The organism is Streptomyces sp. NPDC029139, from assembly GCF_055564335.1.
The window spans coordinates 108,127-132,693 of sequence record NZ_JBVHWN010000014.1; the positions used below are offsets into that span (position 1 = coordinate 108,127).

The 24,567-nt window shown below is 72.0% G+C and carries 18 protein-coding genes; 4 read left to right on the top strand and 14 right to left on the bottom strand.

Going from position 1 to position 24,567, the window contains the following annotated elements; translation table 11 throughout:
• Positions 1-203: 203 nt before the first annotated feature.
• Positions 204-2,321 (bottom strand): DNA gyrase/topoisomerase IV subunit B, encoded by a 2,118-nt coding sequence (locus tag ACZ4VW_RS26740; RefSeq protein ID WP_467966661.1) that lies wholly within the window; start codon positions 2,319-2,321, stop codon positions 204-206.
• A gap of 432 nt (positions 2,322-2,753) precedes the next feature.
• On the opposite strand from ACZ4VW_RS26740, the gene ACZ4VW_RS26745 reads away from it, so the two are divergent.
• Positions 2,754-2,984, top strand: coding sequence for a DUF7455 domain-containing protein (locus tag ACZ4VW_RS26745; protein ID WP_329115038.1), 231 nt, complete (start codon positions 2,754-2,756; stop codon positions 2,982-2,984).
• Between the two features lie 132 nt (positions 2,985-3,116).
• Here the strand turns inward: ACZ4VW_RS26745 and ACZ4VW_RS26750 are convergent, their stop codons facing one another.
• From ACZ4VW_RS26750 to ACZ4VW_RS26780, 7 genes are all read right to left on the bottom strand, one after another.
• The gene (locus tag ACZ4VW_RS26750) at positions 3,117-3,935 is read right to left on the bottom strand and encodes a serine protease (protein ID WP_467966663.1); all 819 of its coding nucleotides are present in this window, start codon (positions 3,933-3,935) and stop codon (positions 3,117-3,119) included.
• Positions 3,936-4,068: 133 nt separating this feature from the next.
• Complete coding sequence (locus ACZ4VW_RS26755) at positions 4,069-5,616, bottom strand: RNA polymerase sigma factor (RefSeq protein WP_467966665.1); 1,548 nt, start codon at positions 5,614-5,616, stop codon at positions 4,069-4,071.
• A 376-nt stretch (positions 5,617-5,992) separates the two neighbouring features.
• Entirely contained in the window at positions 5,993-6,880 is an 888-nt protein-coding gene (locus ACZ4VW_RS26760; protein ID WP_467966667.1) for a FadR/GntR family transcriptional regulator, read from the bottom strand.
• A 160-nt stretch (positions 6,881-7,040) separates the two neighbouring features.
• Complete coding sequence (locus ACZ4VW_RS26765) at positions 7,041-8,789, bottom strand: ATP-binding cassette domain-containing protein (RefSeq protein ID WP_467966669.1); 1,749 nt, start codon at positions 8,787-8,789, stop codon at positions 7,041-7,043.
• Between the two features lie 119 nt (positions 8,790-8,908).
• On the bottom strand, positions 8,909-9,679 hold the full coding sequence (locus ACZ4VW_RS26770; protein ID WP_467966671.1) for an NUDIX hydrolase: 771 nt from the start codon (positions 9,677-9,679) through the stop codon (positions 8,909-8,911).
• A gap of 108 nt (positions 9,680-9,787) precedes the next feature.
• A complete protein-coding gene (locus ACZ4VW_RS26775; protein WP_467966672.1) occupies positions 9,788-11,842 on the bottom strand; it encodes a glycogen debranching N-terminal domain-containing protein in 2,055 nt (684 codons plus the stop codon).
• 115 nt (positions 11,843-11,957) lie between these two features.
• Entirely contained in the window at positions 11,958-13,325 is a 1,368-nt protein-coding gene (locus ACZ4VW_RS26780; RefSeq protein WP_467966674.1) for a DUF4192 domain-containing protein, read from the bottom strand.
• A gap of 133 nt (positions 13,326-13,458) precedes the next feature.
• Between ACZ4VW_RS26780 and ACZ4VW_RS26785 the strand changes: the two genes are divergently transcribed.
• A complete protein-coding gene (locus ACZ4VW_RS26785; protein ID WP_467966676.1) occupies positions 13,459-15,642 on the top strand; it encodes a RecQ family ATP-dependent DNA helicase in 2,184 nt (727 codons plus the stop codon).
• Between the two features lie 217 nt (positions 15,643-15,859).
• Positions 15,860-16,489 carry a hypothetical protein gene (locus ACZ4VW_RS26790; protein WP_467966678.1) on the top strand — a complete coding sequence of 210 codons (630 nt, stop codon included), beginning with the start codon at positions 15,860-15,862 and terminating at the stop codon, positions 16,487-16,489.
• Between the two features lie 81 nt (positions 16,490-16,570).
• On the opposite strand, the gene ACZ4VW_RS26795 is transcribed toward ACZ4VW_RS26790, so the two are convergent.
• From ACZ4VW_RS26795 to abc-f, 6 genes are all read right to left on the bottom strand, one after another.
• Entirely contained in the window at positions 16,571-17,200 is a 630-nt protein-coding gene (locus ACZ4VW_RS26795; RefSeq protein ID WP_467966680.1) for a hypothetical protein, read from the bottom strand.
• Between the two features lie 91 nt (positions 17,201-17,291).
• Positions 17,292-18,002, bottom strand: a complete 711-nt coding sequence (locus tag ACZ4VW_RS26800) for a ribonuclease HII (protein ID WP_467966683.1) — start codon at positions 18,000-18,002, stop codon at positions 17,292-17,294.
• A gap of 380 nt (positions 18,003-18,382) precedes the next feature.
• On the bottom strand, positions 18,383-19,822 hold the full coding sequence (locus ACZ4VW_RS26805; RefSeq protein WP_467966685.1) for a DUF4153 domain-containing protein: 1,440 nt from the start codon (positions 19,820-19,822) through the stop codon (positions 18,383-18,385).
• 609 nt (positions 19,823-20,431) lie between these two features.
• On the bottom strand, positions 20,432-21,343 hold the full coding sequence (locus ACZ4VW_RS26810) for an ADP-ribosylglycohydrolase family protein (RefSeq protein ID WP_467966686.1): 912 nt from the start codon (positions 21,341-21,343) through the stop codon (positions 20,432-20,434).
• Between the two features lie 12 nt (positions 21,344-21,355).
• A complete protein-coding gene (locus ACZ4VW_RS26815) occupies positions 21,356-22,015 on the bottom strand; it encodes a histidine phosphatase family protein (protein WP_467966688.1) in 660 nt (219 codons plus the stop codon).
• Positions 22,016-22,048: 33 nt separating this feature from the next.
• The gene (gene abc-f, locus ACZ4VW_RS26820) at positions 22,049-23,659 is read right to left on the bottom strand and encodes a ribosomal protection-like ABC-F family protein (RefSeq protein WP_467966690.1); all 1,611 of its coding nucleotides are present in this window, start codon (positions 23,657-23,659) and stop codon (positions 22,049-22,051) included.
• 196 nt (positions 23,660-23,855) lie between these two features.
• Here abc-f and ACZ4VW_RS26825 point away from each other — a divergent pair, with 196 nt between their 5' ends.
• Positions 23,856-24,524, top strand: a complete 669-nt coding sequence (locus tag ACZ4VW_RS26825) for a TetR/AcrR family transcriptional regulator (RefSeq protein ID WP_467966692.1) — start codon at positions 23,856-23,858, stop codon at positions 24,522-24,524.
• Positions 24,525-24,567: the final 43 nt, after the last annotated feature.

A 24,567-nucleotide genomic window follows, 5' to 3' on the forward strand; every position in this document is an offset into this window, starting at 1 on the left:
GTGCCCAAGGATGGACAGAGCGGGAAGATCCCGGACTCTTCTCCCCTGTCTCTTCACCCCATCAGGTGATGGATTGCCCTGGCCGTGCGACGATCCCGGGCTGATATGCGTACCGGACGCCACGGGTCGCTACGGAGAGGAGCGGTGGCTGTGATCGGCTCAGGGGTGGAGCCCGTTGGCTCCACCCCTGAGGGACGCGCCGGTCAGGCGTCGATCCGCGAGCGGTCGAGCGTCGCCGCGGAGCTGGTGATGAACTCCTTGCGCGGCGCCACGTCATTGCCCATGAGCAGATCGAAGACCTGCTCGGCGGAGTCCAGGTCGCCGATGTTGATCCGGCGCAGGGTCCGGTGCCGCGGGTCCATGGTGGTCTCCGCCAGCTGGTCGGCGTCCATCTCACCGAGACCCTTGTAGCGCTGGATGGCGTCCTTGTAGCGGACGCCCTTGCGCTGGTACTCGAGCAGGGTCTGGCGCAGCTCGTTGTCCGAGTACGTGTACACGTACTTGTCCTGGCCCTTCTTGGGCTGGACGAGCTCGATGCGGTGCAGCGGCGGCACGGCGGCGAAGACCCGGCCGGCCTCGACCATCGGCCGCATGTAGCGCTGGAAGAGGGTCAGCAGCAGGCAGCGGATGTGCGCGCCGTCGACGTCGGCGTCCACGAGGAGGACGATCTTCCCGTAGCGGGCCGCGTCGATGTCGAAGGTACGGCCCGAGCCGGCCCCTATGACCTGGATGATCGCTCCGCACTCGGCGTTCTTGAGCATGTCCGAGACGGAGGACTTCTGGACGTTGAGGATCTTGCCGCGGATCGGCAGCAGCGCCTGGAACTCGCTGTTGCGGGCGAGCTTGGCCGTGCCGAGCGCGGAGTCTCCCTCGACGATGAAGAGCTCGCTGCGCTCCACGTCGTCGCTCCGGCAGTCGGCGAGCTTGGCCGGCAGCGTGGAGGACTCCAGCGCGGTCTTCCTGCGCTGGGCCTCCTTGTGCTGGCGGGCGGCGATACGCGTCCTGGCGGCCGACACGGCCTTCTCCAGGACCGCCCGGGCCTGGGCCTTGGCATCGCGCTTGGTGGACGTCAGGAAGGCCTTCAGCTCCTTGGCGACCACGTTGGCGACGATCCGGCGGGCTGCCGAGGTGCCGAGCACCTCCTTGGTCTGTCCCTCGAACTGCGGCTCGGCCAGCCGGACCGTGACGACGGCCGTGAGCCCTTCGAGGGCGTCGTCCTTGACGATGTCGTCCTCGGCGACGCGCAGCATCTTCGCGGAGCGCAGGACCTCGTTCACCGTCTTGGTGATGGCCTGCTCGAAGCCGGAGACGTGGGTGCCGCCCTTGGGCGTGGCGATGATGTTGACGAAGGACTTGACCGTGGCGTCGTAGCCCGTGCCCCAGCGCAGGGCGACGTCGACGCCCAGCTCGCGGGTGACCTCGGTGGGCGTCATGTGCCCGCGGTCGTCCAGGACCGGGACGGTCTCCTTGAACGTGCCCTGGCCGGTGAGGCGCAGCACGTCGCAGACGGCCTTGTCCTGGGCGAGGAACTCGCAGAACTCGCTGATGCCGCCGTCGAAGCGGAAGGTCTCCTCGCTCTTGCCCACGCCGTCGAGGTCACGCTCGTCGCGGACCACGATGGTCAGGCCGGGCACCAGGAAGGCGGTCTGGCGGGCGCGCTGGTGCAGGTGGTCCAGGGAGAGCTTGGCGTCCTTGAGGAAGATCTGCCGGTCGGCCCAGTACCGCACACGGGTGCCGGTGCGGGCCTTCGGCACGCGCTTGGTCCTGCGCAGGCCGTTGCCGGGATCGAAGGGGCTGTCGGGGCCCTGCTCGGTGAAGATGCCGGGGACACCGCGGCGGAAGCTGATCGCGTGCGTGGAGCTGTTCCGGTCGACCTCGACGTCGAGCCGGGCCGACAGCGCGTTCACCACGGAGGCGCCCACACCGTGCAGACCGCCGGAGGCCGCGTACGAGCCTCCGCCGAACTTTCCGCCCGCGTGCAGCTTGGTCATGACGACCTCGACGCCGGAGAGCCCGGTCTTGGGCTCGACGTCGACGGGGATGCCCCGGCCGTTGTCGCGCACCTCGACGGAGGAGTCCTCGTGGAGGATGACCTCGATGTGGTCGCAGTAACCGCCGAGGGCCTCGTCGACGGAGTTGTCGATGATCTCCCAGAGGCAGTGCATCAAGCCGCGGCTGTCGGTGGACCCGATGTACATGCCGGGCCGCTTGCGAACCGCTTCGAGCCCTTCGAGTACGAGCAGGTGCCGCGCGGTGTAGTTGGAACCGTCACGGTCTGCGGTCAGCAGCGCACTGGACGGCACGGACGTCTCGGCGGTCACGCGGTTCGCTCCTCGCTGAATTTGAAAACTGGCCCGGTGGGGTAAGGCCCGGCGTCGGTCACCGGTCTGAGGGTACCGATGCCTGGTAGAGCGGTTGTCACGCCACCCTCCCGATTCCTCATGCTAGTGCAGAGTCGCATGGGTGTTCGATCCCTCGATGGGGTGACGTGAACATCACGTTCCCTTCCAGGCATGAACCATTTAGGCTCCGGGCACGTCCTCATGAACAACCGGCAACCCAGCCGGGAGGACGGACCGAGACAAGCAATGCGAAATCCGTAGAGCGACGCAATACGGCTCATTCGCCGCCAACCGGCAGCAGACAGCCACCTCGGGAAGAAGTTTCGAGGAAAAGCCACGAGCGGGAACGTTTTCGGCCTGGTTGGATGTTGACCCTGGTACGACAGCTCGTCGAGCTAGAGAAGAGGCGACGTGACTACTGTTCTGACCCCCGCGAGCCCCCTGACGGCCGCTGACCGCTGCGACCGCTGCGGCGCCCAGGCGTACGTGCGCGTCGTCCTGACCAGCGGCGGTGACTTGCTCTTCTGTGCCCACCACGGGCGCAAGTTCGAGCCGGAACTCAAGAAGATCGCCGCGGAAATACAGGATGAGACGGACCGGCTCACCGACGTGCCGGCCAAGGCAGTAGACGAGGACCGCTGACACCTCGCATCCACGACGAGCCAAGGGCCGGTCGCTGACCGGACGACGGGCGGCCACCCCCGCGTTCAAGGGGGGTGGCCGCCCGTTCTCGCACCGGGCCCGAGGTCCCCTCGGGCGTCGGGCGGGCGAGGCTCAGGAGTTCGTCGGCAGGACCGCCGAGACCCTGGTGTAGACGCCGGGGCTCTCCGCCTGTCCGCACCCGCTGCCCCAGGACACCAGCCCGATGAGCCGCCCCTCGGCCACCAGGGGCCCTCCGCTGTCCCCCTGGCAGGCGTCCTTGCCGCCCCGCGGATCGCCCGCGCACAGCATCGTGTCGGCCCGGTACGCGGCCCCCAGGACCCCCGGATAGGCACGCTTGCACGACGCGTCCGGCAGCACCTGGACGCGCGCCGAGCGCAGCTTCGAGGCGTAGGTGCCGTTGCCGGTGGTGTCTCCCCAGCCGTAGACGTCCGCCTCCGTCCCCGGAGTCTCGGCCGCGTCGCCCGGGCCGGCCGCCTTGATGACGGAGGTCTCCGGCAGCGCGGTCGCCAGTGTCAGCACGGCGAGATCGTTGGCGTTCGTCCTGGGGTCGTAGGCCGGGCTGATCCAGGTGCCGGAGATCCGGACCTCCTGCCCTCCCTCGTCCCGCAGGGCGCTGCGGCCCGCGATGACCTTGAGGTCGGTGACCTGCCAGGGTTCGCCGCCGAGGACGTCCCTGCCCAGGCAGTGGGCCGCGGTGAGCACCCGGGTCGGCGCGACCACCACGCCTCCGCAGAACTGTCCGGCCCGCGTACCTCCGAACCGGTCACGGCTGGAGAGCGCCACGGCCCACGGCGCGTCCGTGATCTTCGCGGGCTGTCCCCCGACCACGACGCTGTCGGCAGCCGCGGGAGAGGCGGCGGCGAACGGCCCTGCCGCCGCCGAGATCAGGCCCAGGACAGTGGTCACTGCTCGGGCGATGGGGCGACGCATAGAGCCTCCTGACTCTCCGGTGATGTCGATTCACCCAGCGTCGTACACGCGCCCCCGCCGTGCACCCGCGCACGCCGAAGGGCCCGGCTCCCCCACTCGGGGGACCGGGCCCTTCGGCGCGTACGGCTGCGGACTAGTCGAGGTAGTCGCGCAGGACCTGCGAACGGGACGGGTGACGCAGCTTCGACATCGTCTTCGACTCGATCTGACGGATCCGCTCACGCGTGACGCCGTAGACCTTGCCGATCTCGTCGAGGGTCTTCGGCTGACCGTCGGTGAGACCGAAGCGCATGGAGACCACGCCGGCCTCACGCTCGGACAGAGTGTCGAGGACGGAGTGCAGCTGCTCCTGGAGGAGCGTGAAGCTGACCGCGTCGGCCGGGACGACCGCCTCGGAGTCCTCGATGAGGTCACCGAACTCGCTGTCTCCGTCCTCGCCCAGCGGGGTGTGGAGGGAGATCGGCTCGCGGCCGTACTTCTGGACCTCGATGACCTTCTCGGGGGTCATGTCGAGCTCCTTGGCCAGCTCCTCCGGGGTGGGCTCACGGCCCAGGTCCTGGAGCATCTGGCGCTGGACGCGCGCGAGCTTGTTGATGACCTCGACCATGTGCACCGGGATACGGATGGTGCGGGCCTGGTCGGCCATGGCGCGGGTGATCGCCTGACGGATCCACCAGGTGGCGTACGTGGAGAACTTGTAGCCCTTGGTGTAGTCGAACTTCTCGACCGCGCGGATCAGACCCAGGTTGCCCTCCTGGATCAGGTCCAGGAACAGCATGCCGCGGCCGGTGTACCGCTTGGCCAGCGAGACCACCAGTCGGAGGTTGGCCTCCAGGAGGTGGTTCTTGGCGCGGCGGCCGTCCTCGGCGATGATCTCCAGCTCGCGCTTGAGCTTGGGCGCGAGCTTGTCGGAGTTGGCCAGCTTGTCCTCGGCGAACAGACCGGCCTCGATGCGCTTGGCGAGCTCGACCTCCTGCTCGGCGTTGAGCAGCGGGACCTTGCCGATCTGCTTCAGGTAGTCCTTGACCGGGTCGGCGGTGGCACCGGCGACGGCGACCTGCTGCGCCGGAGCGTCGTCCTCGTCCTCGTCGGACAGGACGAAGCCCTTGTTCTCGCCCTCGGCCTCTTCGTCCTCACCCTTGCCGGGCGCGACGTCCTCGAGGAGCTCCTCGCCCTCGACGGCCTCGTCGGCGTCCTTCTTGGTGGCGGTCTTCTTGGCCGTCGCCTTCTTGGCGGTGGCCTTCTTCGCCACCGTCTTCTTGGCCGCGGTCTTCTTCGCGGCGGCCTTCTTGGCCGGCGCTCCGGCCTCGTCGGCCGGGTCCGCGCTCTCGTCCGCCAGAGCCGCCGTGGCGGCCGCGACGGTCTTCGTCACGGTCGTCTTGGCGGTGACGGTCTTGGTGGCGGTGCGCTTGGCCGGGCTCTTCGCTGCGACGCTCTTGCGGGCGCGCTTCGGCGACTCCGCTGCACTGACCATCAGCGTCACACCCTCTTCCTCGAGGATCTGGTTGAGGCTGCGCAGAACATTCTTCCACTGGGTTGGCGGAATCTGGTCAGCCTCGAAGGCCCGACGCACGTCATCGCCGGCGATCTGCCCATCAGCCTTTCCCCGCTCGATGAGCGCCATCACAGACTCGGACTCGGCGATCTCCGGCGGGAGCGTACGGGATGTGCTGGCCGACACGAACAACCTCTCGGAACGATGGAAAACGGCTTCCGGCCCCGCCCAGGATCGGGCCGGAGCCGACGACCATCGGCTGGGAATGTGCCGACGGCGCGGGCTGGACCGGGGATCTGCACAGCGCCTCTCGCGGCTGCTGTATTCCTTCCTCGGCTGTCACCTCTTAGGTCATCGCACGGCTTCGAGGAGTGTTACGCCCAATCCGCGTGGCCCGAGTCACACCTCATTCACGACGAATCGACCATAAGGGGTGTTCGTCGCACATTCGCGCCGCCCGAGCCCCCGCGGACCCTGGGGATTCGTCATGATCCCCGGGCTCCGCGCGGCTCCGGCGGCACGCGATGCGTACGGCTCCGCACCCCTGGCCGTGGCCCGCGGGTCAGTGCTCACGCGGAGCGGGTACGACGCGCTCCACCTCCGGGTGCACGATCAGCAGCTGCCGCATGGCCGCCTCGGCGCCCTGCGCGTCCCCGGCCGCGAGGCAGTCGACGATGCGCGCGTGGTGCGCCAGGCAGGACTCGCCCGGACGGTCGCAGCCGGTGACCGGACCGCCGGAGACCTGGAGTGCGGCGCCGACGATGCCGGAGAGGTGCTCCAGCATCCGGTTCCCGGCGAGCTGGATCAGCAGGGAGTGGAACTCCGCGTCGGCCCGGGAGAAGGTGATCCCGTCGCCCTGGGCGTAGGCGTGGCTCATGATCTCGACCATGTCGGCGAGCCGCTGCTGCACGTCCTCACGGCCGTGACCGGCGGCGAGCCGGGCGGCCAGCGGCTCGATCGTCCACCGCAGCTCGTTCAGCTCGCGGCGCTGGTTGTCGCGCTGCGGGCCGAAGGCACGCCACTCGATGATGTCGGGGTCCAGCAGGTTCCAGTCGCTGACCGGCCGGACCCGGGTGCCGACGTTGGGGCGCGCGCTGACGAGGCCCTTGGCCTCCAACACGCGCAGCGATTCGCGCACGACGGTGCGGGAGACCTCGAAGCGCTGCCCGATCTCCTCCGGGACGAGCGGCCGGTCGGCGCCGAGGTCGCCGGAGACGATCATCTGTCCCAGCTGCTGGACGAGCTGGCCGTGCAGGCCGCGGCCGCGGCTGCCGGCCGAGCGGCGGCCGACCCGGCCGAGGTCCGTCTCCGCTCCTTCCCAGGAGGGCGGGCCCACGCGGTCGGAGACGGGGGCCTCCGCAAACGGGTAGCGATCGAGATCGCCCGAGGCGCCGAGGCCGGAGTCGACGGGGCGGGCGGCGGTCATCATGGTGTGCGCAAGGGTACTCACGCATCCTTTGTCGGCGCGGCCCCAGTGACCCTTGAGGTCTTTGGTGAAAAGCACACGAAAGGGTGATCGGCACTCGCCACACAATTGACGATTAATCGGACATAACCAGCCATTCTCAAGTGAGTTGCCGCTCAGGCGGAGACTTTCGATCTGGAACCGATCACCAACGCGCCTTCCGGCGAAAGCCGGTGAACAGATAGGCGCAGAGCAGGGCGGTCAACGACACCGCCAGGGCCACCCCCACGGGCTGGGCGACCACCCGCAACGCCCCCGCCAGCCAGCGATCGGCCGCCGGCGGCCACTCCAGGCTGACGAATTCGCGCAGCCGGGCGGGGAGTCCGGCGATCGGGCGTCCCGAAGGACCGGAGCCGACCTTCCCCAGCAGGGGCGCGAGAACCACCGGCACCGAGAGGACCGCCGCCACACCCGCCGCGGCCACCCGGAAGACCCCGGCCCCGAGCACCCCGGCCCAGGCGCAGCCGACGATCAGACCGAGCCAACTCGCACACAGTGTCGGCCAGTTTTCCGGTACGGAAATCAACTCACGACCATAGACGAGGCGGAGGACCTGCAGGTCGGCCGCCACGACGAGGACGGCCAGGAGCAGGCCGACGGCCGCCGCGACGGTGAGCTTGGCGAGCAACAGCCCGAGGCGGCGCGGAACCGCGCCACGGCCGGTGGTGAGCGCCGGGTAGCGGTACTCGTCGGCGAAGGAGAAGGCGCCGAGCAACCCTGCCCCGAGGGCGGCGGGCGGCAGTGGGGAGAGGGCGGGCCAGCCGGCGAGGACCGTGGGCATGGGCGCCCGGCCACCGCGCGCCAGCACCAACGAGATCACGAGGGAGGCGATCAGGACCGCCGCCGCGACGAGCGGCGTGGCCGGCACCCCGAGCATCCTGCGGACCTCGTACCGCAGGGGCCGGAGCGGCGAACGGGCCGGCCGTCGCGCCGCCGGCGGCTCGGACTCGACACCCCTTGCGGCGGCGGGCGCACGGTCGCCCACGGCGGGCGGCGTGGGAGGTACGGACGGGGGGTGCGGGCCCGTGTCGCCGACCTCCTCGGACAGTTGGTGGATGAGCACCCCGTGCCGGAACGCGGTCTCTCCGATCGCGGCGCAGTCGCTGCCGTAGACGGACAGCCGGTTGCCCCGCTCGGTGATCACCTCGACGGTCCGGCGGGCGGCGCGCGCCTCCTGGGTGACGGCGGCGGCGAGCCGTGCGGCATGGGGCGTGCGTACCACCACCCGAGGCCGCAGCCGGGTACGGGCGAACTCGGTGACGTCCTGATCGGCGACGAGGCGGCCGTCGGCGACCGTGACGACCCGATCGGCGTTGCGGGCCGCGTCCTTGGGGTCGTCGGTGGTGTAGAGAACGGTGCCGCCCTCCACCGCGTGGGCCCGCAGGAGCTCGTGCAGCCAGGCTCCGTCGCGTGCGGACAGGCCGGCCCCGGGCTCGTCGAGCAGAAGCGCGTGCGGATCGGCCAAGAGGGCCGAGGCCAGGCCGAGTCGGCGGTCGATCGCTCGCGGCAGGGTGCCGATGCGCTGGCCCTGGAGACCGTCGAGGCCCACAGCCCGGAGCATCTCGTCGGCCCGTGTCACGGGAACACCCGTCGCCGCGCAGAGCATCCGCAACTGGCTGCGCACGGTGCGCGAGGGATGCCCCGGGACATCGCCCAGCAGGACACCGACCTCACCGGCGGGTTGTGCGATGCGGTGGAGCGGGCGACCGCGGAAGTGCGTGACGCCACGGCCGGGCTCCAGGTCGAGCATCAGCCGCAGGGCGGTCGTCTTTCCGGATCCGGCGGGGCCCAGAAGGGCGGTGACCTGACCTGGGTGCGCCTCGAAACTGAGATCGTCCACGGCGGGTGGGAGGTCGCGGCGGGGGCTGCTGGTGAGTCCGATGGCCTGGAGCATCGCTTCTCTCGCGGTAGGTGACACCGCTCCGCGGCAGGGCGGCTATCGAAGCAAGATAACGCTACATTTCGGACTTTCAGCGCAGGGTTGAGGCCCCGGGTCGCCTCCGAGCGCGCCGATCAGACCTCGGGACGCAGCATGGGAGGGTTGAGCAGTGTCGCGCCACCTGCCCGGAAGAGCTGCGCGGGGCGCCCGCCCTGGCGCGTGGTGGTGCCCCCGGCGGGGACGAGGAAGCCAGGGGTACCGGTCACCTTCCGGTGGAAGTTGCGCGGGTCGAGCGCGACCCCCCACACGGCCTCGTAGACCCTTCTGAGCTCGCCGACCGTGAACTCCGGCGGACAGAAGGCCGTGGCCAGCGAGGAGTACTCGATCTTGGACCGTGCCCGTTCCACCCCGTCGCCCAGAATCCGCGCGTGATCGAACGCAAGCGGCTCCCCCTGCCCCTCCTCGCGTTCGACGGAGCCGTCCTTGCCCAGCAGTTCCTCGACCGGGGCCCAGCGCGCGCTGTTCGCGTCGCCACCCGCGCGTGGCGCCGGCAGGTCCGGGGCGAGCGCCAGGTGCGCGACGCTGACCACCCTCATTCGGGGGTCACGCTGCGGGTCCCCGTAGGTCGCCAGCTGCTCGAGGTGGGCGCCGTTGCTCGGCATGGGCGACGGCGCGCCCGGGTCGTGGACGCAGAGTCCGGTCTCCTCGACCAACTCGCGCGCCGCGGCGGCTCCGAGGTCCTCGTCAGCACGGACGAATCCACCGGGCAGCGCCCAGCGGCCCTGGAACGGTGCCTCTCCCCGTCTCACGACCAGGGCGCACAGGGCGTGGCCCCGCACCGTGAGCACGACCAGATCGACGGTGACGGCGAAGGGCGGGAAGGCCGACGGGTCGTAGGGAGGCATGCTGCGATCATAGTCGTCTTCCTGACGATAAACACTCCCCTCCGTCGCTTCGACCATGACTTCTTCTCCCTCTCCCGACGCTTCGCTCTCGGTCCCGGCGCGTCCGGTTCAGCCCCCCAGCTGGAGACCGTCGGCGGCTTCCTCGACCATGCCGAGCCCGAGCCGGCTCACCCGCACGGCGAACGGTTCGGCCGCGACCCGCAGACCTGACAGCCGTACCGCACCGAGCGGAGCCGACCGGACGGGGTGCAGGGACACGGCCCGGGCCGGCGCGTCGGGCCGAATCCCGACGAGTGTCGCCAGAAGGTGGACGCCGGCGGCCGCGGCCACGGCAGCGGGCCGGCAGGCCGCCGGATGCGGCACCGGCACCGCCCCGGCCGTGCGCTGGTGGCCCGCGTACATCTCGGGCAGGCGGTGGTCGAACGCCTCGGCCGCGTCGAAGGCGCCACGGAGCAGGGACGTGGCCTCCCGCTCGTAGCCCGCCGCCGCGAGTCCGGCCACGGCGACCGCCGTCTCGTGGACCCGCACCGCTCCGGCCCGGTGACCGAAGGGGTTGTGGCCGGGCTCCTTGGCACCGAGGCTGCGCAGCCCCCAGCCGGAGTCGAGGGCCGGGGTGCCGAGCAGCCGGGCCAGCTGTTCGGTCTCGGACCTGTCCAGCAGGCCGGGAGCGAGGCGGCCGCCGCCCAGGAGACCGGTGTCCAGGAGGTGTGCCGCCCAGCCCCCGAGCTGGGTCCACGGCCGGCCGCCCGGCACGCGCGCCGCGGCGGGTCGGCCGCCGGACCGGTCGTCGAGCCAGAACTCCGCGCGGAAGCGGGCGCGGAGGGTGCTCGACCATTCCCGCCAGGCGTCCCCGCCCGGGATGCCGCAGCCGTCGAGGAGGTCGGCGCCGAGCACGGCCGCCCGGTGGGCATGGGCCTGTGTCTCGGCCCGCCAGGGACCGGCGGGGCCCGGGTCCGGGACGAACCCGTGCGGGTCGGAGGCGGTCCGCAGCCATCCGAGACACCGCTCCGCGGCGGGCAGGAGTTCCTCGAGGTCCTGGCCGGGCAGTCCCCAGCGTCTGGCCTCGGCCAGGACCGCGGGGAAGGCGAGGGTGGCCTCGATGCCGGTGCAGCGGGGTGGCAGGTAGGGCCCCGCGTCCCGGAGAGTGCCGGGGATGAGCCCTGAGAGAGGTCCGGAACCGCCGATCTGGGTGCGGGCCAGTGTCCGGAGCGTCGTGACCGCGAGCCGGGTGCCGAGCGGCAGGGCCATCCGAGCGGCCCAGAGCGCTTCGGCGGTGGCGGGCCCGCAGCGCCAGGGCACGCCGGCCGCGAGATGAACGTCCGCGGGGTGCGCGGGGTCTCGCTGGAGGAGAGCCCGCAGATCCTCCACAGCCGTGCGCAGGAGCTCGCCGGCCCGTGGATCGTCGCCCTCGGCACGGGCGTCCGCCAGGACGGCCCCGCCCGGCCGACCACCGGTGCCGGGTGCCGGAACGGGGGCGGACCCGGGTGCCCCATCTCCGCGCACCCTGAGCTCGAGGGTGGCGGCGGCGCCGGGCACCAGGTCGATCTCCCACCGCAGGAGCCCGGCAGCGGCCAGCGCGTCCATCGGAGGCGGGTCGGCGGTGACGGCCGCGGACCGGCCGTCGTGCGCCGTCCAGCGCATACCGGTGCCGTGGACGCTGGGGAAGATCTCGGGCCCGGGCTTCCCGGAGGCCACCGCCCCCAGCTCCGCGAGATCCGTCCCCAGAGCGATTTCCACCGGGAGCCGCAACGGCCGGTCGGCCGAGCTGCGCAGGGTGATTCGTTCGGTTCCGTCGGCGCGGCGTGAACGCTCGACGGTGATCCCGGGGTCGGGTCCGTTGTCCGCCGTCGTACGCAGGACACCGACGAACACGGCCCGGTCGGCTGCGGCCCGCCGGCCCTGGAGTGCGAGGGGCTCGCGGCCCGCGACCCGCAGCACGCAGCGGGCGAGCAGCCTTCGTCCGGACAGGTAGACGCCTTCGAGGCCCTGTCCGGTGAGCTGTCCGTGGTCGGCACAGATGGCGAGGGCGGGCAGGGCGACGCAGATGAGCGCGCGGTGCACCGACGGCAGGTCGCCCGGTCGTGGGCCGCCCGGGAGCGTGAGACCGGCGAGGGTCGCGGGCCCGGCGGGGCGTCCGGGGGCCGGGGCGGAACTGGGAGCCATGGGTGGTCTGTGGCGCTCTCTGTGCGATCCGGACTGCCGGTGATCGGTCGGCGGGACGGGTCGAGGCGCTCCGCCACAGAGCTGAACGCCGCCGCGGGCGGCCTGGTCACGGGCGTCACCGCCCGCTCCTCGTCCCCCGCTGTCCGGTGCGCCTGGCCGAGGCGTCCCGCGGCGGCTTCGGTGCGGCCTTGCCGGGTCGGGTGCCGGCGGTGGGTCCGCCCTTCCTGACCGTCCGCGGACGGGGGCCACGGGGTGCCACCCGGCGTGCCGTGGCGCGTGTCCCGGTGGTCGTCGCCGCTCTCGCCCCTCGTTCCTCTCGCAGGCAACTGCGCAGCGACTCCGGGTCGAGCCCCTCGTTGCATGCCTGATGCAGCAGCCGGGCGAAGACGTACTCGGGGTCGGCGTCCAGCGCGAGACCCAGGGCCACCCGGGCTGCCGGCTCGTCGCCGGTGGACCAGGCCACCCAGCCGGCGAGGGTGAGCGGCGCGGCCGCGTGCTCGTCGTAGGGGGCGACGCAGCGCCGGGCCAGCACCCGCCACAACCGCAGGGCCGCGGCCCCTTCGGGACCTTCCATCCACTCCGCGGCCCGGTCCCGCGTGTCACGGTCCTGCAGGCCGAGGATCAGCGCCGCCGCCTCGTCGGGATCGACCAGCGCGTCGTCGGCCGCGTCGCGCTCCATCGTTCCCAGACCTCGAACCCGTTCCGCCACGGACGTCCGTACCGGTGATTCCGCCACGGTGGCCGGCCCGCCGAACCGCAGCATCATCTCGCGGGCGAGCGTGAGCGTCTGCTCCCTGACCTCCTCCCGCCCCGCACCCGGCGGGTCGGCGAGGATCTTGGGGACGATCACGGCCGCGGCCGCGTTCAGGGCCTCGCGCTGCGCCTCGCCGTCGGACGACGCGGGGGGCTTGAGACGCGCCTCCATGTCACGCAGGGATCCCCGCACCTGGATTCCGGCGTAGGCGGCGGAGGCTGCCATGACCGACGTACCGGTCAGGGCGAGTGGGGTGCCGTCGGGCGGGCAGCAGCGGCTGTCGGGGCAGACGTACGAGAAGTAGAGGCCGTCGGAGATGCACAGGACCTCGTGGACGGGAATGTCGAGCTCACCGCAGGCCGTGCGCAGTCGCTGGGCGAAGGGCCGCAGCCGCTCCATGACCCGGCGGCCGGTCTCGCCGGGCTCGGGGTCCTGGCAGAGGAAGACGACGATGCCGTCCGGGCGGGTGCCGCGCCGGGCGCAGCCGTCGACGAGGCATCCGGCGAGGTGCTCCGCGGTCGCGGGCCACTCCTTCGCCGAGCTCGGGATGCCGAGCCTGACCCGCCCGCCGAAGCGGCCGTGCTCGCCGTGGAGGGCGACGAGGACGACGGAATCGGTGGGATGGAAGCCCAGCATGAAGGGGAGGGCGTCGGCCAGCTCGGCGGGGCCGCGCAGGGTGATCTGCTGCGATTCGGCCGGTCCACGGGATTCGTGCGGGTTCGTGTTCATGGTCACGACGGTCTCGCGCTCGGTCCCGGCTCGGAAACCCCTGTGGATAACCCGGTCGGCGACTCGGACCCGGTTGTCCACAGGCTGCGCGGCTCGTTCGCGCAATGTCCGACCCATCGGGTTGCATGGGGGCATGACCAACGCAGACCGACTCGCCGACCGCGCGGGCCTCCGAGCCACCGCCGATGCCGTACTCGCCCGCCTCGTCGGGGACCCGACCGGCACGGCGAAGCTGCGGGAGGACCAGTGGCGGGCCATCGAGGCGCTCGTCGCCGACAAGCGACGAGCGCTGGTGGTGCAGCGGACCGGGTGGGGCAAGTCGGCGGTGTACTTCGTGGCGACGTCGCTGCTCCGCGAGGCCGGCAGCGGCCCCACGGTGATCGTCTCCCCGCTCCTCGCGCTCATGCGCAACCAGGTGGAGGCGGCGGCCCGTGCCGGCATCCGCGCCCGGACGATCAACTCGTCGAACACGGAGGAGTGGGAGACCGTCCAGCAGGAGGTCGCGGCGGGCGAGGTGGACGTCCTGCTGGTCAGTCCCGAGCGGCTCAACAACCCGGACTTCCGCGACGAGGTCCTTCCCCGCCTCTCGGCCGCCACGGGCCTGCTCGTGGTTGACGAGGCGCACTGCATCTCCGACTGGGGCCATGACTTCCGACCCGACTACCGCCGCCTGCGCACGATGCTGGCGGAGCTCCCGGCCGGTGTCCCGGTGCTGGCCACCACGGCGACGGCCAACGCCCGTGTGACGGCGGACGTCGCCGAACAGCTGGGAACGGGCGCGGGGACGGACGCGCTGGTGCTGCGTGGCCCGCTCGACCGGGAGAGCCTGAGTCTCGGTGTCGTCCGACTGCCCGACGCCGCTCACCGGCTGGCCTGGCTGGGCGACCACCTCGACGAGCTTCCCGGATCCGGGATCATCTACACGCTGACGGTCGCGGCCGCCGAGGAGGTCACCGCGTACCTCCGCCAGTGCGGTCACACCGTGTCCTCGTACACGGGACGCACGGAGAACGCGGACCGGCAGCAGGCGGAGGAGGATCTGCTGGCGAACCGGGTCAAGGCGCTGGTGGCGACCTCGGCCCTGGGCATGGGGTTCGACAAGCCGGACCTGGGCTTCGTGGTGCACCTCGGTTCGCCGTCCTCCCCGATCGCGTACTACCAGCAGGTGGGCCGTGCCGGTCGTGGCGTCGAGCACGCCGAGGTGCTGCTGCTGCCGGGCAAGGAGGACGAGGCGATCTGGCAGTACTTCGCGTCCGTCGCCTTCCCGCCCGAGGAGCAGGTGCGCCGCACCCTGGACGTGCTGGCGCACGCGGACCGGCCGCTCTCCCTTCCCGCTCTGGAGCCGTTGGTCGAGCTGCGGCGGACCAGGCTGGAGATGATGCTGAAGGTGCTGGACGTGGACGGTGCCGTCCACCGCGTGAAGGGTGGCTGGACCAGCACGGGCCGGCCGTGGGTGTACGACTCCGAGCGGTATGCCTGGGTGGCCCGGCAGCGGGCGGCGGAGCAGCAGGCGATGCGTGAGTACGCGGCGGCGACAGGCTGTCGAATGGAATTCCTGCGTCGCCAGTTGGACGACGAGGAGGCCGCACCGTGCGGACGCTGTGACAACTGCTCGGGGTCGCGGTTCGACCCGAAGGTGAGCGATGCGGCGCTCGATGCCGCCAAGGGTGAGCTCGGGCGGCCTGGCGTGGAGGTGGAGCCGCGCAAGATGTGGCCGACCGGACTCACGGCAGTGGGTGTCGATCTGAAGGGCCGTATCCCGGCGGGCGAGCAGTCGTTCGGGGGGCGGGCGCTCGGGCGGCTGTCGGACATCGGCTGGGGGAACCGGCTGCGTCCGATGCTGTCGGAGCGGGCCGCGGACGGTCCGGTTCCGGACGATGTGATGCAGGCCGTGGTGAGCGTCCTCGCCGACTGGGCCAAGGGGCCCGGGGGTTGGGCGTCCGGGGCGCCGGACTCTCCTGCCCGGCCGGCCGGTGTCGTCACGGTCGCCTCGCGCAGCAGGCCGCAACTCGTGGGCTCGCTCGGCCGACGGATCGCGGAGATCGGCCGGATGCCGCTGCTGGGTGCGGTCGAGTACGTCCCCGAGGCCGAGGACGTACGGATCTCCCGAACGAACAGCGCGCAGCGGGTGGTGGGGCTCCATCAGGCGCTGACGGTTCCGCCGGGACTGGCCGAGCGACTGGCCTCGGCCGGCGGTCCCGTGCTGTTGGTCGACGACATGTCGGACAGCGGCTGGACGCTCGCCGTGGCGGCCCGGCTGCTGCGCCGCGCGGGAGCGGAGGGGGTGTATCCGCTGGTACTTGCCGTCCAGGGGTGAAACGGGGAGTGAACAGTGGGTGGCTGGGCAGGGATATGAGTGCCATACCTGCCCATTCCAGTCAGCGGCCTCAATTGCTCGTTGCCGCCCGCCCACAGGCCCGCAAGAATTGGGAATCCGCCCCGCACGGCCCTGTACGCGGTCCGGAAGGACTGTGCCGTGGTGCGCCCTCACTCGACCCTGCCCGCCCAGCGGGCGCGTATCCGAAGGGAGGACCGTGACCTTCGGATTCGCCCCGTCCGCAGCCGCCTCGATCAACTCGCCGTCCGAGTCCGCCAGCCGCCTCGCCAGGATGCTGGAACCGTCCGAGTGGGCCGCCGCCGGGATCCCGCTGCTCCGTAACCCCCGTGAGGTCGTCAGCGGCCTGCACAGCCGCCATCGGCCGACGCCGACGACCGCCGTCGTCGCCGTGCTCGATCACGAGGAACGGCTCGCCGCCAGCGCGTCGTTCACCCGGCGCTCCGTTCCGGCGGACGGCTGGGAGTTCCGCAACGCGCTCCTCGCGCATCTGCGCCGTGTCATCCCGCACGACCTGCGGCGCCGCGCCCCCGTACGGACGGCTGTGCTGCTCTACTGCCGCGAGGGCGACGAGCGTTGGACGGAGGAGGACGGTGCCTGGATGTGGGGGCTGCGCGATGCCTGCACGCTCCATGGGCTCCGCTGTGGTGCGTACATCACGCTGACCCGTGGCGGTTGGCAGGTGCTCGGTGAGGGCCGGGGCGGGCGGCAGCCGGGCTCCGATTCCCGCCCGGCGGCCCTGGGGGACGTCGCCACCGAACTCGGCCTCCCTGCTCCGCGTACGGCGGGCGGCGCGGCGGAGCCGCTGCGTCGCACGGCGGCGCGCTGAAGCGCCCGCGCGGGCACGTCGGGGCCGGGCCCGGCCGCCCTCAGGGGGCAGCCGGGTCAGGCCCGCGAGACGTACCGCGCGTCAGACACCCGCGCCGAGCGCGGCGTTGATGCGCTGCGGGTCGCCGCAGACGATGAGCAGCGCGGTCGCGCGTCCCCTCGCCAGGGGCAGGGCTCGTGCGGCGGCGTCATCGGCTCCGCCGTTGACCGCCACGACGACCACGGGCCGGGCGGACGCCCGCTCCACGGCGGCGGCGTCCGCGAAGAACACGTCGTCGCGGGCCTCCTGCTGCGCCCAGTAGGCGGCATCGCCGAAGGACAGCTCGTGCGCCGCCCACGGGTGCTGCTCACCGGTGGTGAGGACGAGGATGTCGCCGGGCGGGCGGCCGGTCTCCAGGAGCAGATCGACGGCCTCTTCGGCGGCGTCGAGCGCGCCGTCGACCGGGGCGGGGATCAGCTGTACCTGCGGACCGGACCGCTGTTCGGAACGATTCTCCGGGCGGGACGACGGGGACTGCCCGGCGCCGGGGGCCGGGCGCTGCGCCGGCGGGCCGGGCCTGGCCGGTGCCGGGCTGGGGCGCCCTGGACGCGGTGAGGCCGCGGAACGCGGGCCGGGGACGGGACGAGGGGTCGGCGCGGGGTGGCCGGCGGCCGTGGCGCGGGGACCCTGGGCACTCTCGTGAATCTGAGGCTCCTCGGGTGTGAGAGGCATGGGTGGATGTCTATCAAACGCCGGTGCGGGAGGCTCCGGCGGGTGGGCACAATCGTGCGACCCGGCTGCGCAGTGGGCGTTGCCGGGAGGTTCAGAAGTCGAAGCCGAGCTGGCCCCCGCTTTCCAGTGCGACCGCCTCGGCGGAGATACGGACCTTCTTGAGATGCCGCCACCGGGGCAGCGCGTCGAGGTACGACCAGGAGAGCCGGTGGTGCGAGGTGGGCCCCCGCTCCGCCAGCGCGGCCTTGTGGACCGGCGAGGGGTAGCCCGCGTTGGCGCCGAACCCGAAGGCCGAGCATTCCTCGGCCATGCTCTCCAGCTCGGCCATCATCGCGTCGCGCCGCACCTTGGCGATGACCGAGGCGGCCGCCACGGCGATGCAGGACTGGTCGCCCTTGATCACCGTACGGACCTTCCAGGGGCTGCCGAGGTAGTCGTGCTTGCCGTCGAGTATCACCGCGTCGGGGCGTACGGGCAGGGCGTCCAGTGCGCGCACGGCCGCCGTCCGGAGCGCCGCGGTCATGCCGAGCTCGTCGATCTCCTGGGGGGAGGCGTGCCCGAGGGCGTAGGCGGTGACCCACGTCTCCAGTTCCGCCGCCAGCGCGGTACGGCGCTTGGGGGTGATCAGTTTGGAGTCGGTGAGTCCCTCGGGGGGCCGGCGCAGGCCCGTGACGGCCGCGCAGACCGTGACCGGACCGGCCCATGCCCCGCGTCCGACCTCGTCGACCCCGGCAACGATCTTGGCGCCGGTGGTGGCTCGGAGCGATCGCTCGACGCTGTGGGTGGGTGGTTCGTACGGCATGGCGCCAGACAGGTTACGCCGACGGACACCGCCCGCGATACCCGGATTCCCGTCGGATGTCCGAAGCTCGCCACGCGAAGGCGCATTTACGCGCCGGAGGTCGGATCGGCGACACCAAGATGTGACCGGACATCGCGGGGATCTCGGCGCCCGTCGATTCACCGGCGCGCATCGTCGCGCGGCACTTCGGCGCCCCCGGACGACGTCGGAGACGGGTCACCCGTGGCGGGTTCGAGCTACGAGCCGGAGGTGGTCAGGTCTCGGGCCCGGCTCCGCGGAGGTCCCGCCCGCCCCTGCCCTCTTCCCCGGCGAGCGGGCGCAGGAGGCAGGGGGCAGCGGGCAGGGGCTCCACCGTTCCAGGTGGGACGCGGCGACCGGGCTCAGGGGGCGCCGTACGGATCCACCTCGGCGTCCGGGTCGTACTCGTCTTCCCTGCTGGGCCCGTAGCAGTCCACCCGGGACCGCTCGATCCCGCGCTCGGCCAGCAGCGAGCGGGCCCTCGCCTCCGACCAACTGGTGGCGAACCACGCGCCGTCGTCGGCCCGCAGCCGCGCGTCGATGTCCATCAGCGCGCAGGAACGTTGCGGCTCGGGGAGCCGGTCGAGCGCGGGTACGGCGTCGGCCGACAGCCCTGCGAGGTAGGGGACATCGATCTTTCCGAGACGCTCGTACCGCTCGACATTGCGCTCGGCGACGATCGCGTCCGGCGAGGCCAGTCCGAAGGCCAGTACGGCGGCGCCGGCACTCGCGGCCAGCGCGCGGGGCAGCAGGCGGGCACCGAAGATCCCCGCGGCCATGATCAACAGGATCACCAGCCCCAGCCAGATCTCCATGGTCGTCACCGAGATACGCAGCCGGGTGAGCCCGTACGCGTCCACGTACAGGTCCATCCTGCGCAGCGCGGAGGCGACCACGACCAGAGTGAGCACACACAGGGTGCCGAGCACGGCTCGCACGAGCGTCCGGTCGCGGGCCTCGGCGCGCGGTGCCCATCGCAGGGCGAGCCCGATCACCGCGAGGGTGAGCAGGGTGGCTGTCAGGAGCTGCCAGAAGCCTTGGCGTGCGTACGCGGAGTAGGTCAGGCCGGTCTCTTCGAGCACCTTGTCGTATCCGCCGAAGAGAACCGTGAGTTGGACCGCGTTGAAGGCCGCGAAGAGCAGGTTCAGGACGATGAGCGGAGCCGCCCACTCGAACCGTGCCCGTGCTCGGCCGGGACGGATGACCATGCGGTCCCAGCGCAGCGGCGCGGCGGCCGTACGGGCGAGGGAGATCGCGCCGAACAGGCCCAGCAGGAAGAACGAGAGCCGCCACGGCACCTGGGCCGGCGAGACATCGGGCATGAGCGAACCGAGGAGATCGGCGAAAGCCGCGTCGGCGCCCGCGAACAGCGCGCCGAAGACGACGAGCAGGAGGACGGCCACCCCGACCGTTCGAACGACCGGGCCCCAGCGGCCGCGGGAGCCGTCGGCGCGGTCACGCAGCCCCTTCCACGCCCAGGTCGTACCGGAGCCCAGCGAGTCGATCAGGCCGAAAGGCGCGAACAGCATGCTCGGCCAGCCCTTGCCGCCGTGCAGGGCGAAGGCGGTCAGTACCAGGGCGGAGACGATCGCCAGGAAGGTGGGCCAGCCGGCGTCCCGCAGGGCGGGTACGCCGAGGAGGGCGAGTCCCCCGATCGCCCAGACCAGCGTCCAGGGGCGAAGACGGCGGCCCGCCGCTCGCGCGGCGAAGGCCGCGGCGAGGGTCGCGGGGACGGCCACGAGCACCAGATTGAGGCCGAGTCCGTCACCCAGCAGCAGCGCGCTGAGGAACGCGGTGGCCACGATCGCCGCGAGGGTCGTGGACGTGGCTCTGGTCGGCGCGGCGGGGCGCAGCGGTGTGAGCGGGCCGGCTGTCGGAGGCGTCGGTGGTCTCCACGGATGCTGCGGCCCTTGCCCCGCCGGCCACTGGGTGGACGCCGGTGCCCGATGCTGTGGCGGTACGGGCGATGTGGCGCCGCTCGGCTTCGCCGGAGTGGCCGCGGTGGCCGGGGCGACCGGCTTCGCCGGCGTGGCCGAGGCGGCCGAGGTGGCGGACGTCGGCTCGGACGGAGCGCTGTCCTTCGGTGGTGGTGCGGACGGTGTGTCGGACACGGGACCCCCTCCCGACCCGGTACGCGCATGGGCCATGACGGCGGAAGGCTGCGTCCGGGTGTCTCGTCGGCGCTCTCTCTTCATGATCAGCGCTTGGGAGTGGCCGACTCTAACCCTGGCCCCGGGCCTTCGGTCCGGCCGGGGCGGGCCTGTGGCAGGACCGTGACACATGCCCCCGGCCGACGGGAGCTCGTGTCGACGGCTGTGCCCGTCGAAGGCCACGCCCCGGGGACGGCCCGGTCCGGAGGGGCCGGGCGGTCGGGCGCCAGGCGTCGGGCGCCAGGTGTCAGGGGTCAGGTGTCAGGGGTGTACGGCGGACGGGAGCCAGTCCGGCAGCTCCTCCGTCTGCTCCAGCCAGGCGGCGGGAGGCGCGCCGGTCGTGGCGGAGGCCACGACGCCACCCGCGATGGCGCAGGTGGTGTCGACATCGCCGCCCACCTGGGCGGTCGTCCAGAAGACCCGCTCGAAGTCGCCCAGGCCACGAGCCGCCGACCAGAGCGCGAACGGCACGGTGTCGTGAGCGCTGGTACGGCGACCGCTGCCCAGGACCGCGGCCACGGTCGCCGGGTCGCCGTAGTCGAGCATGTCGCGGGCCCGGCGCAGCCCAGCGCCGACGGCGCTGCGCGGCACGAGCGCGATCACGCCGTCCAGCAGGTCCGTGGGGGTCGGAGGGCCCGCCGGGTCGGCGGCCAGCGCTGCGGCGGCGGCCACGGCCATCGTCCCGACGACGGCTTCGCGGTGCTGGTGGGTCGTGTACGCGGAGATCTCGGCCTGATGCGTCGCCTGCTCGGGGTCGTCCGCGTACCAGGCGCCGAGCGGGGCGATTCTCATCGCGGCACCGTTCCCCCACGAGCCCTGGCCGTTGAAGAGCGCCGCGGCCAGCTCCCGCCAGTCGCTGCCCTCCCTGATCAGCCGCAGCATCCGGTTGACCGCGGGCCCGTAGCCGCGGTCGAAGTCGTGATGCTCGGCGAACGCCTGCGCGAGCGCGTCCTGGTCGATCCGGTTGTGCCGCGCGAGCACGGCGAGGACGGAGCAGGCCATCTCGGTGTCGTCGGTCCATTGCCACGGTCCGGACGGCACTTCGCGTCGTTTGAGCAGCGGATAGTTGACGGGGACGAAGAACTGGGAGCCCAGGGCGTCTCCCACGGCCAGCCCTCGAAGGCTGGCCAGGGCGCGGTCGAAGCGCCGGTCGAGAGAGGAGTCAGCGGTCATCGCCCTGCCACTCTATCCGGTGGGACCGTACGGCTCGGGGGCACGCCAGCGTTCGAACGGCCGGTCCAGATGGTAGCGGCCGTCCTCGCCGAGCAGGAGCATCCGCGTCTCGCCGTTGCCCGGATTGGACAAGGACTCGAAGTCGGCGACCGTCCAGTGGAACCAGCGCATGCAGAACAGGCGCATGGTCAGGCCGTGGGTCACCAGCAGCACGTTCGGCGGATGGTCCGGCGCCTCGAAGCTGCGGTAGAGACTCTCCAGGAACGCCCCGACGCGGTCGTAGACGTCGGCCCCCGACTCGCCCTGGGCGAAGCGGTAGAAGAAGTGGCCGTAAGCGTCGCGGTACGCCTTCTGCAGCCGTACGTCGTCCCGGTCCTGCCAGTTTCCCCAGTCCTGCTCCCGCAGTCGCGGTTCTTCGCGCACACGCACCCGTCCGGGATCGAGACGGAACGCCCGGAAGGTCTCGTGGGTGCGGCGGTACGGCGACACGTAGACGCTGACCCGCTCCGTCCCGAACAGTTCCCGCAGCCGCTCCCCCGTCCGCTCCGCCTGCCGCAGACCCGTCTCGGTGAGCCTGAGCGCATGATCCGGCTCCCGTTCGTACACCGTGTCGTCCGCATTGCCGTCGGACTCTCCGTGCCGTACGAGAACGATGCGCCGCGGTCGTGCCATGCCATGACCCTAGATCGCCCTCCTCGGCCGGGCTCAGCCGAGGAGGCGTCCCGAGTCCATCCGGCGTATGCGGCCGGTGAAACGGCGACGCAGCTGTCGGTCGTGGGAGACCACGACCAGAGCCCCGGTCCACTGCTCCAGCGCCTCCTCCAGTTCTTCGACGAGGCCGAGGGCGAGATGGTTGGCGGGCTCGTCCAGGAGCAGCAGGTCGGCCGGGCGGGCCAGCAGGCGGGCCAGGGCGAGCCTGCGACGCTGCCCGGCGGACAGAGTGCCGACCGGCACGAAGAGATCCGTGGAGCGGAACAGTCCGTACGAGAGGAGCAGTTCGGCCTGCTCCTCCTCGGTGAGTCCCAGCCCGCGGCCGAAGGCGGCGAGAAGCCGCTCCGCCGGCCGGTGGGCCGGTATCTCCTGGGCCAGGTGTCCGATCCGCCCGCGTCGGCGCACCTCTCCCACCTCCGGCTCGGCCAAGCCGGCCATCACGCGCAGCAGGGTGGACTTGCCCGCACCGTTGCCGCCGTGGACCAGCAGCTTCTCCCCCGCCCGGACGGTCAGGTGATCGACATTCAGCCGGTCCGCGACACGCACGCCGGTGAGGGTGACCAGATTCCCCTGTGCGCCGCCGGCGACCGGCTGCGCGGTGAAGGCGAGCGGACGCGGGGGCTTGGCCACCGGCTCGGCGCGCAGGCGGCGAAGCCGCTCCTGGGCGTTGCGTACGCGTCCCGAGACGGATGCCTGGACCCGGCCGCCGGCCCTGTCATAGGCCATCTTGTTGTTGTCCTTGATCGAGCGGCCGGTGGCGACTCCGTGCGCGGTGGTCTCCGCGTACGCCTCCAGCCGCGCGGTCTCGGCGCACCACTCCTCGTACGCCTGCTCCCAGCGCTGCCGGGCAGCCGCCCGCGCGGCGCGGAATCCGGCGTACCCGTCCCCGTACCGGACGACCGTGCGGCGGTCGCCGTCGACCTCGAGGACGGCCGTTGCGACCCGCTCCAGGAAGAGGCGGTCGTGGGAGACGGCCACGACGATGCCTCGGTGGGCCGACAACGTCTCCTCCAGCCAGCCGAGGGCCTGCTCGTCGAGGTGGTTGGTCGGCTCGTCCAGCAGGAGGACCTCCGGAGCGGCGGCGATAGCGCAGGCGAGGCCGAGTCGGGCCTGCTCGCCGCCCGACAGGCTGCCCAGTCGGCGCTCCCTGCGCATGGAGGCGAGTCCGAGGCCGTGCATGGCCTTGTCGACCCGCGCGTCCGCTTCGTAGCCACCCCGCAGTTCATACGCGGTCAGCAGTTCTCCGTAGGCGAAGAGCGTGCTTCCGTCGGCGGTGCCGAGTTCCGCTTCGAGTTCCCTGAGCCGCCGCTCCATGGTGCGGAGCTCTGCCAGGGAGTCGTCGATCGCATCAGCGACAGTGTGCTGGCCCGACAGCCGCGGGGTCTGTGCGAGCAGGCCCGTGCCGCCGTCGACCAGAGTGACGACCTCCCCCTCGTCGGGCGTTTCGAGTCCGGCCAGCAACCGGAGCAGGGTGGACTTGCCGGCACCGTTCTCCCCCACGACCCCGATCCGCTCACCGGGGCGCACGGTGAGCGAGATCCGGTCGAGCAGCAGGCGGTCGCCGCGGGACACGGTCACGTCGCGTAATGAGATCTGTGTGGGCAAGGGCGCCTCCGATGTCGATCAGGAACAAGCGTGGACGAAACAGGAAACACGCAGGGCCGTGCGGGAATTGGAAAGGCGACCACTACGCGCCGAGAGAGCCGGCCGACGGGCACCGCACCCCGACCCTTAAACGCAACCTGAGTGGCGTTATGAGGAGTGTGGCACACTCGGATCACTAACGCAACGGGAGTAGCAATTGAATGCATCCATCGAAGGCGAGCAGGCGCCCGCGCCCGGCAGCCGACGGCCCGGCGGCCGCACCGCCCGCACCCGGGCCGCCGTGCGTGACGCGGTCCTGACGGGCCTGGCCCAGCACGGCTATCCGGCCCTCACCGTCGAGTACGTGGCGGAACACTCCGGCGTCCACAAGACGACGCTCTATCGCCGTTGGGGCAGCCTGGAGGGGCTCGTCGCGGATGCCCTCGACCTCGCGGGCGAGGACGACTGGACGCCACCCGACACCGGAAGCCTGGAGGGCGATCTACGAGCCTTGGCCCGCGAGGTGGTCGACTCATTCGCCGACCCGGCCGTCGCGGCGGCCCCCACCGCGTTCGTGGGTGCCGCGTTCCAGTCCGAGCGGGCCGCCGAAGCGCTGCGCGCCTTCTACACCGAGCGCTTCGCGCGCTGCGAGGCGGTGGTCGAGCGGGCAGCGGCCCGCGGCGAGGCGCCCCCGGGCACGGACGCCGGCGCGGTCGTCCGAGCCGTCTCCGCACCTCTGTTCCTGCGCCTGTTCGTCACCCGCGAGCCGGTCGACACCGTGACGGCGGACCAGGCGGCCCGAGCGACGCGGGCCGCGGTCACCGCCGGCGCGTTCGTACGGCAGCGGGCTGAAGACAGCGGCCCGGACCCGTCCACCGACGAGTGACGGCAGCCCAGACCCAACCGCCGATGAGTGACGGGAGCCCCGA